The sequence below is a fragment of the Streptomyces bauhiniae genome (genome assembly GCF_004784475.1).
Classification (GTDB): Bacteria; Actinomycetota; Actinomycetes; order Streptomycetales; family Streptomycetaceae; genus Streptomyces; species Streptomyces seoulensis.
In genome coordinates, this window is sequence record NZ_SRRT01000007.1 from 198,216 (window position 1) to 210,825 (window position 12,610).

The 12,610-nt window shown below is 72.6% G+C and carries 13 protein-coding genes; 8 read left to right on the forward strand and 5 right to left on the reverse strand.

All coding sequences use genetic code 11. The features are described 5' to 3' along the window. Nucleotides 1-103: 103 nt before the first annotated feature. The 5 genes from E5083_RS23565 to mscL all read left to right on the forward strand — a co-directional run bounded on the left by E5083_RS23565 (nucleotide 104) and on the right by mscL (nucleotide 4,110). Nucleotides 104-1,390 carry an MFS transporter gene (locus E5083_RS23565; RefSeq protein ID WP_135787701.1) on the forward strand — a complete coding sequence of 429 codons (1,287 nt, stop codon included), beginning with the start codon at nucleotides 104-106 and terminating at the stop codon, nucleotides 1,388-1,390. A 67-nt stretch (nucleotides 1,391-1,457) separates the two neighbouring features. Continuing rightward, nucleotides 1,458-1,769, forward strand: a complete 312-nt coding sequence (locus E5083_RS23570; protein ID WP_135787702.1) for an FmdB family zinc ribbon protein — start codon at nucleotides 1,458-1,460, stop codon at nucleotides 1,767-1,769. A gap of 108 nt (nucleotides 1,770-1,877) precedes the next feature. Further along, nucleotides 1,878-2,711 (forward strand): S-methyl-5'-thioadenosine phosphorylase, encoded by an 834-nt coding sequence (locus tag E5083_RS23575; protein ID WP_135787703.1) that lies wholly within the window; start codon nucleotides 1,878-1,880, stop codon nucleotides 2,709-2,711. A gap of 142 nt (nucleotides 2,712-2,853) precedes the next feature. Continuing rightward, complete coding sequence (locus E5083_RS23580) at nucleotides 2,854-3,447, forward strand: RcpC/CpaB family pilus assembly protein (protein WP_135787704.1); 594 nt, start codon at nucleotides 2,854-2,856, stop codon at nucleotides 3,445-3,447. 120 nt (nucleotides 3,448-3,567) lie between these two features. Then, nucleotides 3,568-4,110, forward strand: a complete 543-nt coding sequence (gene mscL / locus E5083_RS23585; protein ID WP_244317635.1) for a large conductance mechanosensitive channel protein MscL — start codon at nucleotides 3,568-3,570, stop codon at nucleotides 4,108-4,110. Nucleotides 4,111-4,129: 19 nt separating this feature from the next. Here the strand turns inward: mscL and E5083_RS31280 are convergent, their stop codons facing one another. Continuing rightward, nucleotides 4,130-4,306: a hypothetical protein gene (locus tag E5083_RS31280; RefSeq protein WP_086695572.1), complete on the reverse strand. Its 177-nt coding sequence runs from the start codon at nucleotides 4,304-4,306 to the stop codon at nucleotides 4,130-4,132. 73 nt (nucleotides 4,307-4,379) lie between these two features. Between E5083_RS31280 and E5083_RS23590 the strand changes: the two genes are divergently transcribed. The 3 genes from E5083_RS23590 to E5083_RS23600 all read left to right on the forward strand — a co-directional run bounded on the left by E5083_RS23590 (nucleotide 4,380) and on the right by E5083_RS23600 (nucleotide 6,997). Next, nucleotides 4,380-5,000: a flavin reductase family protein gene (locus E5083_RS23590; protein WP_135787705.1), complete on the forward strand. Its 621-nt coding sequence runs from the start codon at nucleotides 4,380-4,382 to the stop codon at nucleotides 4,998-5,000. Nucleotides 5,001-5,025: 25 nt separating this feature from the next. Beyond that, the gene (locus tag E5083_RS23595; protein ID WP_135787706.1) at nucleotides 5,026-6,054 is read left to right on the forward strand and encodes a P1 family peptidase; all 1,029 of its coding nucleotides are present in this window, start codon (nucleotides 5,026-5,028) and stop codon (nucleotides 6,052-6,054) included. Nucleotides 6,055-6,250: 196 nt separating this feature from the next. Beyond that, a complete protein-coding gene (locus E5083_RS23600; RefSeq protein WP_135787707.1) occupies nucleotides 6,251-6,997 on the forward strand; it encodes a DUF6227 family protein in 747 nt (248 codons plus the stop codon). Between the two features lie 83 nt (nucleotides 6,998-7,080). On the opposite strand, the gene E5083_RS23605 is transcribed toward E5083_RS23600, so the two are convergent. From E5083_RS23605 to E5083_RS23620, 4 genes are all read right to left on the reverse strand, one after another. After that, on the reverse strand, nucleotides 7,081-9,117 hold the full coding sequence (locus E5083_RS23605) for a PTS fructose transporter subunit IIABC (protein ID WP_135787708.1): 2,037 nt from the start codon (nucleotides 9,115-9,117) through the stop codon (nucleotides 7,081-7,083). Between the two features lie 109 nt (nucleotides 9,118-9,226). Further along, complete coding sequence (gene pfkB, locus E5083_RS23610) at nucleotides 9,227-10,174, reverse strand: 1-phosphofructokinase (RefSeq protein ID WP_135787709.1); 948 nt, start codon at nucleotides 10,172-10,174, stop codon at nucleotides 9,227-9,229. Continuing rightward, nucleotides 10,171-10,932, reverse strand: a complete 762-nt coding sequence (locus E5083_RS23615; RefSeq protein WP_135787710.1) for a DeoR/GlpR family DNA-binding transcription regulator — start codon at nucleotides 10,930-10,932, stop codon at nucleotides 10,171-10,173. Before E5083_RS23615 ends, pfkB begins: the two co-directional genes overlap by 4 nt. A 138-nt stretch (nucleotides 10,933-11,070) precedes the next feature. Beyond that, a complete protein-coding gene (locus E5083_RS23620; RefSeq protein WP_135787711.1) occupies nucleotides 11,071-12,564 on the reverse strand; it encodes an MFS transporter in 1,494 nt (497 codons plus the stop codon). Between the last annotated feature and the right edge of the window lie 46 nt (nucleotides 12,565-12,610).

Consider the following 12,610-nt stretch of genomic DNA (forward strand, 5'->3'; position numbering starts at 1 on the left):
GCCGGACCCTTCCACCGGTATCTACCGCAGTTCCGCGCGCAAGAGGACGGCTCTCGGTGCCCCCCGCACGGGCGCGCTACCAGGCGGAAGAGAGGCACGGGCCGTGGCATCCACGGTCACCACCGAGCGGTCGGCGCGTCCGGGTTACGGGCAATTGCTGCGCACGAAGGGCGCGTGGACCTTCCTGGTCCCCGGCTTCGCGGCACGTCAGCCGTTCGCCATGCTCACCATCTCCATCGTGCTGCTGGTGCGGCACACCACCGGCTCGTACGGCGCCGCCGGTGCCGCCGCGGCCGTCACCGGGGTCTCCATGGCCCTGTTCGCGCCGTACAGCGGCCGTCTCGCGGACCGGTACGGCCAGCGGGCGGTACTGATGCCCGGTGTCGTCCTGCACACGGCGGCGGGGCTCACCCTGACGGCGCTCGCGCTGGCGCACGCCCCTCTGTGGGCGCTGTTCGCGGCGGCGGTGCCGACCGGCGCCTCGGTCCCCCAGGTCGGCCCGATGGTCCGGGCCCGCTGGGGCACGCGGCTGAAGGGATCGCCGCTGATGAGCACGGCGGCGGCCTTCGAGTCGGTCACCGACGAGCTGACCTTCGTCGTCGGCCCGCTGCTGGCGACCGCGCTGTGCACCGCCATCACCCCGTCTGCGGGACTGGTCACGGAGGCCGCGCTGACCCTGATCGGCGGCCTGCTGTTCGCCGCCCAGCGGGGTACGCAGCCGCCGGTGCCGCCGCGCGGTGAGGACACGGAGGACGCCGTCCACGCGCGCGTGTCCGCCCTCCGGGTGCCCGGCGTACGGGTGCTGATCGTGACGTTCCTCGGCATCGGCGCCGTCTTCGGCGGGATGCAGGTCTCGCTGGCCGCGTTCACCGAGTCCATCGGGGAGCCCGGTCTGAACGGCGTCCTCTATGGCGTCTTCGCCGCCGGAAACATGCTCTCCGGGGTGATCTGCGGCGCGGTCGCCTGGAAGTCGTCGCCCCGGCGCCGACTGATGGTCGGGTACACGGCGCTCGCGCTGACCACCTCCGCGCTGTGGACGGTGCACTCGGTGCCGCTGCTGGCCGGTCTGGGCCTGCTGGTCGGCATGTGCATCGCGCCCGCCCTGATCACGGGGTACACCCTGGTCGAGGACCTGGTGCCGGCGGGCGCCCGGACCGAGGCGTTCACCTGGCTGACGGGCGCGGTGGCGCTGGGCCAGGCGGCCGCCGTCACGGTCGCGGGACAATGGGAGGACCGGCTGTGGGACGGCGCCGGGTTCCTGGTCCCGATGGCCGCGACCGTACCGGCGCTGGCGACGATTCTCGCCCTGCGTTCCCTGCTGGTGGCGCGGGCCCGGAACCGTACCGTGGCGCGTGGCGTCGGTCACCGCGAGCCGGTCACGGTGGACTGATCCACGGGAATGCGTCACTATGGAGCATCGTTAGCACTCATTGAGTGAGAGTGCCAGGAGGAAGACAGTGCCGACCTACCAGTACCAGTGCAAGGACTGCGGCGAGGGCCTCGAGGCGGTGCAGAAGTTCACCGACGACGCCCTGACCGAGTGCCCCAACTGCGGTGGCCCCTTGAAGAAGGTGTTCTCTGCCGTCGGCATTGTCTTCAAGGGCTCCGGCTTCTACCGCAATGATTCGCGCGGTGCGTCGTCGAGCAGCAGCCCGGCCGCGAAGTCGTCTTCGTCGTCATCGGACTCGAAGTCCTCGTCTTCGTCGTCGTCCTCCTCATCCTCGTCGTCGTCTTCTTCGACGTCGTCCTCGGCCGGCTCCGCCGCCTGAGAACCCCGCTTTCCCTGACCCTGCCGTCAGCCGACGGCGGGGTCTTCGGCGTGCGTGCGCGCGGGTGATCCTGGTGGCCTCTTTCGGGGGCCCGTTAGGGTGCTGGGCATGGCGAACGCAGAGATCGGCGTAATCGGCGGCTCGGGTTTCTACTCGTTCCTGGACGACGTGACCGAGGTCCAGGTGGACACCCCCTACGGGGCGCCCTCCGACTCCGTCTTCGTGGGCGAGGTCGCGGGTCGCCGGGTGGCCTTCCTGCCCCGGCACGGGCGCGGGCACCACCTTCCGCCGCACCGCATCAACTACCGGGCCAACCTGTGGGCGCTGCGTTCGCTGGGCGTCCGGCAGGTCCTCGGACCGTGCGCGGTGGGCGGGCTGCGGCCGGAGTACGGGCCGGGCACGCTGCTGGTGCCGGACCAGATGGTCGACCGCACCAAGACACGCCAGCAGACCTTTTTCGACGGGCTCCCGCTGCCGGACGGCACAGTGCCCAACGTGGTGCATGTGTCGCTGGCCGACCCCTACTGCCCGACCGGGCGGAGCGTCGCGCTGAAGGCGGCCCGTGGGCGGGACTGGACCCCGGTCGACGGCGGCACGCTGGTCGTGGTGGAGGGGCCGCGCTTCTCCACCCGCGCCGAGTCGCTGTGGCACCAGGCGCAGGGGTGGTCGGTGGTCGGGATGACCGGGCATCCGGAGGCGGCCCTCGCCCGTGAGCTGGAGCTCTGCTACACCTCGCTCACCCTGGTCACCGATCTCGACGCGGGCGCGGAGACGGGTGAGGGGGTGTCCCACGACGAGGTGCTGCGGGTGTTCGCGGCGAATGTGGACCGGCTGCGGGGGGTGCTGTTCGACGTGGTGGCGGGGTTGCCGGGCACCGGGGAGCGGGACTGTTTGTGTGTGGGGGCGCTTGGCGGGATGGAGCCGGGGATTCCGTTGCCGTAGCTGTGTTGGGCGGGGCTGCCTTCTCGTTCGGGTGACGGAGTTTTCCACAACCGGTGGGTAGTCCACGGGCTCCGGCGGGGTTCGGCAGGACGGGTCATCGTGGGGATCGCACAGCGTTCCCTCGTCACAGGTGGTGATCCCGATGTCCGTGAACCCGAACACCGTCCCCGCTCCCGCTTTCCGTGTGCCACGCCCGCTGGGGACCGATGCCCCGGCGACCCGTGAGGTCCCCTTCTTCCCACCCCTGCGCGTACGAGGGGGTGGCGGACCTGCCGGCCGGCTGGCGCGGTACCGGGGCCGGGCGGTCGCCGCGGGGCTTGCGGTGACGGCGGCTGCGCTGGTCGCGGCCGGGCCCCGCTCCCCTGGCGGCGGCACTCCGTCCGCCGAGCGGCCCCGAGGGCATCCGGCCGCCGATCCGGTACGGGGGCACGGGCCGGGTGAGCTGGTGCGGGCGCCGGTGCGGATCGCGGATGCGGCCACGGTGCGGCTGCTGCGGCCCGGTGACCGGGTGGACGTGGTCGCGGCGGAGGAGCGGTCGGCGTCGGGGGGTGGCGGGTCGGCGCGGGTGCTGGCGCGGGGGGCGCGGGTGGTCCGGCTGCCGGAGCCTCTTGAGCGCGTCTCGGGTGAGGGAAGCGTCACTGAGGGGGCGCTGGTCGTGCTGGCGGTTCCTCGTGCGACGGCTGCTCGGCTGGTGGGGGCGAATCCCATGGCCAGGCTGGCGGTGACGCTGTGGTGAGCCTTGTCGGGAACATTTCCGGAAGCGTGCGGTCAAGTCGCTCGATCGAGCGACGGGATTGGACAGGGTGGCCGCACCTTGACGTAGGTTGCGGAGCGCTCTGTTCCCCAGCCTGTGTACATGACGAGGAGACTCACCGAGGTGAACGCGAAGAAGGAAGCGGTCAGCATCCTGGACGGCTTCAAAGCCTTCCTGATGCGTGGCAACGTCATCGACCTGGCGGTCGCGGTGGTCATCGGTGCCGCCTTCACCAGCATCGTGAACTCGGTGGTGAAGGGCATCATCAACCCGCTGGTCGGTGCGATCGGCACGAAGAACCTGGATCACTACAGCTACTGCCTGAAGGACCCCTGCAAGCCGGGGACGGACGGCAGCGCCGAGGGCGGCGTGCAGATCCTCTGGGGCTCGGTGGCCGGTGCCGCGCTGAACTTCGTGATCACCGCCGCGGTGGTGTACTTCCTGATGGTCCTGCCGATGTCGAAGTACCTGGCCCGCCAGGAGGCGCGCAAGCAGGCCCGCACCGGCAAGAGCGAGCCGGAGCCGATCCCGGTGACCGAGCTGGAGGTCCTCCAGGACATCCGCGACCTGCTGGTCTCCCAGCGCACGGGCACCGTGGACGGGGTGGTCAAGCAGCAGCGCCCGGCCGGGCCGGACGTGCGCTAGCGGGAGCCCTCCGTACCGTTCAGAGGTGGTGGGGCGGCTTCTCGTCGAGGAAGCGCCTGAGGTCGGCGGCGCTGTCGCCGGCCGGACGCTCGCCCCACCCCCGGTCGGTGTCGTCCGAGGACTGCTGGTTCAGCGGGTCGTCGAAGACGAGCGCGGCCTTGGGGTCGCGCGGCTCGGGTGCGGGGGCGTCACTCATGCCTCCAGGGTACGGTCCGCCGCCCGGCACACTTCGGCGCCCGCCGAACGGTCCCGTTCCTAGGCTCGCTCCCATGAGCAGCCACACGGCGATCGAGCCGAGCATCCTTTATTTCGGCACCCCGGTGGTGCTGCTGTCCACGGAGAACGAGGACGGCACCTTCAACCTCGCCCCCATGTCCTCGGCGTGGGCGCTGGGCCGCACGGTCGTCCTCGGCCTGGGCCGCGACGGCCAGACCGCGCGCAACCTCCTCGCCCGCCCCGACCTGGTCATCAACCTCCCCGCCCCGCACCAGTGGCCCGCGGTGGAGCGCCTGGCCCCCCTGACCGGCCGCGACCCGGTCCCCCCGACGAAAGCGCCCGGCTGCCGGTTCGAACCGGCCAAGTTCGCCGCGGCGGGCCTGCGCGAAGAGCCCTCCGACACCGTCCGCCCACCCCGCGCGGCCGAGTGCCCCCTCCATCTGGAGGCCCGCGCCGAACGCATCCGCCCCGACCTCTCCGGCGACTGCGTCATCGTCGAGACGACGGTCCTCAAGGTCCACGCGGCCCCCGGCCTGCTGATCCCCGGCACCCACCACATAGACCCCGCCGCCTGGAGCCCCCTGATCTACAACTTCCGCCACTACTTCGGCCTGGGCCCGGAACTGGGCAGCTCGTACCGCACGGAGACACCGCGTACGGCCGGTGTCGGCTGAGGAGGGGGTGGGACAGACTGCGCGTATGGCGACGGCTGGGGCGTTGACGGACGTGGGCGGGGTTCGGGTCGGGCATGCCGGGCGGTGGGGTGGGGGGTGGCTCAGCGGGGTGAGCGTGGTGCTCGCGCCAGAGGGCGGGGCTGTGGCCGCCGTGGATGTGCGGGGCGGGGGGCCGGGGACCAAGGAGACCGACGCGCTGGACCCGCGCAATGTGGTGCGGCGGGTGGACGCGGTCGTGCTGGCCGGGGGGAGTGCGTACGGGCTGGACGCGGCTTCCGGGGTGATGGCGTGGCTGGAGGAGCGGGGGCGGGGGGTGCGGGTGGGGCCCGAGGCGGGGCATGTGGTGCCGGTCGTGCCTGCCGCCTGCCTCTTCGATCTGGGCCGGGGCGGGGACTTCCGGGCGCGTCCCGACGCGGCGATGGGGCGGGCCGCGGTGGAGGCGGCGGCCGCGAGCGCACCAGGTGGGCCGGTGGCGGAGGGGTGCGTGGGGGCCGGGATCGGGGCGGTCGCCGGGTGCCTGAAGGGGGGTGTGGGGACCGCGAGCACGGTGCTCGAATCCGGGATCACCGTGGCCGCGCTCGTGGTGGTGAACTCCGCCGGGGACGTGCTGGATGCCGAAACGGGGGTGCTGTACGGGGAGTTGTTCGAGGGGCCGGTCGCGTATCCGAAGCCGGGGGTACGGAAGGCCGCGCGTCGGCGGCTGGCGGAGGTGGCGGCGCGGAACGCTCCCCCGCCGCTGAACACCACGCTCGCCGTGGTGGCCACCGACGCCGACCTCACCAAGGCGCAGGCGCAGAAGGTGGCCGGTACCGCGCACGACGGCATCGCGCGCGCCGTCCGCCCCGTGCACCTGCTGCACGACGGCGACACGGTGTTCACCCTCGCCACCGGCGCCCGCCCACTGGCCCCGGAGCCGACCGCGCTGAACGAGGTCCTGGCCGCCGGCGCGGACCTGGTGACCCGCGCCGTCACCCGCGCCGTGCGCGCCGCGCGCCCGGTGTCGGAGCCGGGCGGGGCGTGGCCGTCGTACGAGGAGTTGTACGGGAGGAGGTAGGGAAAGGTAGGGGAGCAAGAGGCGCAAGGGGGGCGGAAAAGCCTTGGCGCGCACGGCATTTCGGTCGCCGATCGGGAACTCTTCGGCCGTGCCCGGCGTTTACTCCAGTACGTTTCTCGGTTCCCGGACACGATGTCCGACCGAGGGGCTACGGTATGCACCCACCAGGTGACATGCAGCGACGCCGGGAGACACCTTGAGCGTTCCGTACGAGACGGCGGAGTACGAGTCCGCCCAGTCGCCCGAGTCTCCGGAGGAGCACCTCGCGCGACTCCTCGGCCGTGCCCTGAACTCGTTCGAGCTGCCCGACGAGGTGATAAGAGAGCTGGACTGTGCGCTGGCGCACGACAGTTCCCTGCACTCCGCGCACCACAGCGCGGGCCTGCACCGTGAGACGTACCGGCACACCTGGCTGCTCGCGGACGGCTCGGCGGTCACCCTCTGGGAGCTGGCGCACAACACCGCGCCGGGCGAGGAGGCACAGCACGAGGTGTACCTCGACGAGGAGGAGCTGCACACCGCCACGACCCGGCTGGCGCTGCCGTACGACACCTCCGACTTCGAGCTGCCGGTGCTGACCGAGCTGGGCGCCGTGCCCGAGCCCCGGCACGCGTACGTGGCGGACAACTCCCCCGACCACGCCCGCAGGCTGCTGCGCCGGGCGGAGAACCCGGACCGCCCCGGCAAGGAGCTGGCGGCGCTGCTGGCCACGGCGGAGGGGCACGAGATCACCCAGGCGTTCGGCCGTCCCGGCCGGACCGCGCGGGCCGGGGTGAGCTTCGCGCTGTACGAGCACGCGTTCCTGCTGCGGGACGGGCGGGAGATCTCCCTGTGGGAGGTCGAGCACACCGCGACCCCCGACGGCCGCCATATGTGCGAGGTGTACACCACCCCGGACGCGGCCCGCGCCGCCATGGAGCACCGCGCGGCCCGGCACGGCTGACGGGCCCCGACGCACCGCGTCCCCCCGGTGAGTTCACCGAGGGGGCGCGACCGTGGGGACGGAGTCCGAAGGGCCGGAGTCGCTCAGGCGGCGACCGGCTGCTTGCTCCCCTGCTCCCCCGCCGCCGCGCTCTCCGCCGCACCGGCGGCCGGGGTGCCCTGGGCCGGCTTGCGCAGGCCCTTGAGGACGACCACCAGGGCGGTGCTGACGCAGACGCCCGCGGCGATGGCGAGGAGGTAGAGGAACGGGTTGCCGATCAGCGGGACCACGAAGATGCCGCCGTGCGGGGCGCGCAGCGTGGCGTCGAACATCATCGACAGCGCGCCGGTGACCGCGCCGCCCGCCATCGCGGACGGGATGACCCGCAGCGGGTCGGCCGCGGCGAACGGGATCGCGCCCTCGGTGATGAAGGAGGCGCCCAGCACCCAGGCGGCCTTGCCGTTCTCGCGCTCGGCCGGGGTGAAGAGCTTGCCGCGCACGGTGGTGGCCAGGGCCATCGCCAGCGGCGGGACCATGCCGGCCGCCATCACCGCGGCCATGATCTTCATCGCGGAGTCACCGGGGCTGGCGACAGCGATGCCGGCGGTGGCGAAGGTGTAGGCCACCTTGTTGACCGGGCCGCCCAGGTCGAAGCACATCATCAGGCCGAGAAGGGCGCCGAGCAGGACGGCGTTGGTGCCGGTGAGGCCGTTCAGCCAGTCGGTCATGCCCTTCTGGGCGGCGGCGATGGGCTTGCCGATCACCACGAACATCAGGAAGCCGACGACCGCCGAGGAGATCAGCGGGATCACCACCACCGGCATGATGCCGCGCAGCGCCGCCGGTATCTTCACCCGCTGGATCGCCAGCACCACGCCACCGGCGATCAGACCGGCCGCGAGGCCGCCGAGGAAGCCCGCGTTGATGCTGAGCGAGATCGCACCGCCGACGAAGCCGGGGACGAGGCCGGGCCGGTCGGCCATGCCGTAGGCGATGTACCCGGCGAGCACCGGGACCAGGAAGTTGAACGCCATGCCGCCGATCTGGAACAGCAGCGCGCCCCAGCTATCGGTCTGGGTCCACACGAAGTGGTCGATGACGGAGGGCGCCTTGCTCACCCGCCAGCCGCCGAGGGCGAAGCCCAGGGCGATGAGCAGACCGCCCGCCGCGACGAACGGGACCATGTAACTGACGCCGGACATCAGCCACTTGCGGAGCTTGGTGCCGTAGCCCTCGGCGGAGTCGCCCGCGCGGTCCACGGGGGTGGCGGCCGCACCGGCGGGGGCGGTCTTCTCGCCGCGTTCCGCCTTGGCGCGGACCTCGGAGATGAGTTCGGCGGGGCGGTTTATGCCCGCCTTCACACCGACGTCCACCGTGGGCTTGCCGGCGAAGCGGTCCTTCTCGCGCACCGGCACGTCGTGGGCGAAGACCACGCCGTCCGCCGCCGCGATCACCGCCGGGTCGAGCCGGCTGAACCCCGCCGAACCCTGCGTCTCGACGGTCACCTCGACGCCCGCCTCCCGGCCGGCGTTCTCCAGCGACTCGGCGGCCATGTAGGTGTGGGCGATACCGGTGGGGCAGGAGGTGACGGCGACGATGCGGAACGGGCGCGCGTCGGAAGACTCCGGCGTCTCCTGCGTCGTACTGCCCGCTGCGGCGCCGGCGGAGGCCGCCGCGCCGTCGAGAACCTCCGCCGGAGTAACGTCCCCCCGCACCAGCGCCACCGCCGTCTCCGCGTCGGACACCCCCCGCAGGGCGTCCGTGAACTCGGCGTTCATTAGCTGCCGGGCCAGTGAGGAGAGGATCGTCAGGTGGGCGTCGTCCGCCCCGGCCGGGGCGGCGATCAGGAAGATCAGGTCGGCCGGACCGTCCGCCGCGCCGAAGTCGATGCCCGCCGCGCTGCGCCCGAAGGCGAGCGTCGGCTCGGTGACGTGCTCGCTGCGGCAGTGCGGGATGCCGATGCCGCCGTCGAGACCGGTCGGCATCTGGGCCTCGCGGGCGGCCACGTCGGCGAGGAAGCCGTCCAGGTCGGTCACCCGCCCCTTGGCCACCATGCGCTCGGCGAGGGCACGCGCCGCCGCTTCCTTGCTCTCGGCGGACAGGTCGAGGTCGACCAGGTCCGCGGTGATCATCTCGCTCATCGCGGGCTCCTTTGCTCGCGTACCGCCCTGCTGTGTGGGGTGGGCGCACCATGAATGGAGGGGTTGGGGACGTGGAGGTGGAAACAAGAAGGCCACCGGGACGGGCCGTTCATGACACCGGCTCCGTCAGCGCCCGGTCGACCGGCACGTCCGACGTGACCGTGACGGAGGCGGGGTCCAGATCGGCCGGCGTAGGCATCACACTCCCCGGCAACCGCACCGCCGCGGCCCCGTGCGCCACGGCGGAGGCGAGCGCCTCGGGACCGCTCCCCCCGGCGATCAGGAACCCGGCGAGCGAGGAGTCCCCCGCCCCGACATTGCTGCGGACGGCGGCCACGCGCGCGGTGCCGAACCAGGCGCCGTCGTCGCCCACCAGCAACTGCCCGTCGGCGCCCAGGCTGGCCAGGACCGCGCGGGCGCCCATCGCCCGCAGTTCCTCGGCCGCCTTCACCGCATCGCCCACGGTGGACAGCGGGCGGCCCACGGCGGCGGACAGTTCCTCGGCGTTGGGCTTGACCACGTCGGGCCGGGCCCGCAGGGCCTCCAACAGAGCGGGCCCCGAGGTGTCCAGGGCGATGCGGGCGCCGCCGGAGTGGGCGCGGGCCACGACATCGGCGTACCAGGAGGGGGCGAGGCCCAGCGGGAGGCTGCCGCAGCAGGCGATCCAGTCGGCGTCGGCCGAGTGCGTGCGCACGGCGCCGAGGAGCGACTCCTCCTCGGCCGGGGTCAGTTCCGGGCCCGGCGCGTTGATCTTCGTCAGGACACCGTCCGCCTCCGCCAGCGCGATGTTGGAACGGGTGGCCCCGGCGACCGGCACCGGCGCGACCTCGATGCCCTGGGCGTCGAGCAGCTCGGCGATCAGGGCGCCCGGCGCGCCACCCAGCGGCAGGACGGCGAGGGTACGCCTGCCGGCGGCGGCGACCGCGCGGGAGACGTTGACGCCCTTGCCGCCGGGGTCCATGCGCTCGCCGGAGGCGCGGATGACCTCGCCGCGCTCCAGGACGGGGACCTCGTAGGTGCGGTCCAGGGACGGGTTGGGGGTGACGGTGAGGATCATGCGCGTACTACTTCCGTGCCGCCGCGCTCGATGACGGCCGCGTCTTCGGGGCTGAGCCCGCTGTCGGTGATCAGGAGGTCCACGTCGCTCAGGTCGCCGAAGCGGGCGAAGTGCTCCTGGCCGTGCTTGGCGGAGTCCGCGAGCAGGACGACCCGGCGGGCGGCGGCGACGGCCGCGCGCTTGACGGCGGCCTCGGCGAGGTCGGGGGTGGTCAGACCGTGCTCGGCGGAGAAGCCGTTGGCGGCGACGAAGGCGACGTCGGCGCGGATCTCGCCGTAGGCGCGCAGGGCCCAGGCGTCGACGGCGGCGCGGGTGCGGTTGCGGACGCGGCCGCCGACCAGATGGAGCTGGAGGCCGGGGTGGTCGGCGAGGCGGGCGGCGATCGGGAGGCTGTGGGTGACGGCGGTGAGCGTCGCCTCCAGCGGGATCGCGGCGGCCAGCCGGGCCACGGTGGTGCCCGCGTCGAGGATCACCGTGCCGTCGACGGGGAGTTCCGCGAGGGCCGCCTTGGCGATGCGGTCCTTCTCGTCGGCGGCGGTGGACTCGCGCTCGCTGAGGTCGGGCTCGAAGTCGAGGCGGCCGGCCGGGATGGCGCCGCCGTGCACCCGGCGGACCAGGCCCGCGCGGTCGAGGGCCTTCAGGTCACGGCGGATGGTCTCCGCCGTGACCTGGAACACCTCGGCCAGCGACAGCACGTCCACCCGGCCGCCGTCACGGGCGAGCCGGAGGATCTCCTGCTGACGCTCCGGTGCGTACATGTCCGCCTGCCTCCGAACCTCGTCCCACCGCCCCGGCCCATGCCCGAACGTGTGGTTTCAGTGCGAGGCTACGCCCGAGTTTCCGGAAAGTAAACGGGCTCGGGCTTCATTCGGACATGAACGGAACTTCAGCAGGGGTCAGGACACCAACTCGGGCTCGCGCTCCTCCACCGGCTCGCCCCCGCCCTCCACATGCTGCGCGGGCCGCTTGGGCAGCGCCGACATCAGCAGGAAGATCACACCCATGACCCCGGCCACCCACCACAGCGCGTGCTGGAAGGCGCCCACGAAGGCCGGGCCGACCTGGGCCGGGGCGAGCCGGTCCGCGATCTGCCCGAAGAAGACGACGGACACCAGGCCGAGCCCGAGCGCATTGCCCATCTGCTGCACGGTGTTGAGCAGGCCGGAGGCAGATCCGGCGTGCTCGCGCGGCACCTCGGACAGGATCGCGTCGGTCAGCGGGGCCACGATCAGGCCCATGCCGACGCCCATCACGACCAGCGGGAGCGCCATCTGCCAGGAGGCGATGGCCAGGCCGTACCGGTCGGACTCCCAGATGTAGAGGAGGACGCCGAGCCCCATCGTCAGGGCGCCGGCCTGGAGCACCTTGCGGCCGAAGCGCGGCACGAGGAACTGCACCGACAGCGCGGCGGCCGTCGACACCGCGAGCGAGAACGGCACCCCGGTCAGCCCGGCGCGCAGCACGCTCCAGCCCAGGCCGACCTGCATGTACAGCGTCCAGACCAGGAAGAAGACACCGAGCGCGACTCCGAACACGGTCTGTACGGCGATCCCGGCGGCGAAGCTGCGTACCCGGAACAGGGACAGCTCGACCAGCGGGGAGCCGTCGCGGGCCGCCTTGCGCCGCTCGTACGCGACCAGCGCGGCGAAGACCGGCAGCGAGCCCGCCATCAGCAGGTGGCCCCAGAGCGGCCAGCCCAGCTCGCGGCCCCGGGTGAGCGGGTAGAGCAGCATCAGCAGGCCCAGGGTGACCAGGGCGACGCCGACGAGGTCGAGCTTGAGGGCGCGGGGCGCGCGGGACTCGGTGATGTAGCGGCGGCCGAGCAGCACGGCGGCGATGCCGACGGGCAGGTTGATCAGGAAGATGGGCCGCCACTCCAAGCCGAACAGGTTCCACTCGGTGAGCAGGGCGCCGAGCAGCGGGCCGGAGACCGCACCGAGGCCGACGACCCCGCCGAACAGCCCGAAGACCTTGCCGCGTTCATGGGCGGGGAAGGTCGCGTGCACGATGGAGAGGACCTGCGGGACCATCATCGCGGCCATGCCGCCCTGCAGGACGCGGGCCGCGACCAGCATCGCCGGGTCGACCGCGAAGCCGCACAGCGCCGAGGCGAGGGTGAAGCCGCCGACGCCGAGCAGGAACAGCCGCCTGCGGCCGTAGATGTCGCCGAGCCGGCCGCCGGTGATCAGACCGGCCGCGAACGCCAGCGCGTATCCCGCGGTGATCCACTGGATCTGGCTGAAGGAGGCGCCCTCGTCCCGCTGGATGGAGGGGATGGCTATGTTCACGATCGTCACGTCGACGAGGTCCATGAAGGCCGCGGTCATCACGATGGCGAGCGCGATCCAGCGGCGCCGGTCCGCGCCGGAGGTCTGTTCCGTTGAGGTCATGCGGGCCACGCTAGTGACCCAGTAGGACAGAACGTGTCCTAGATGT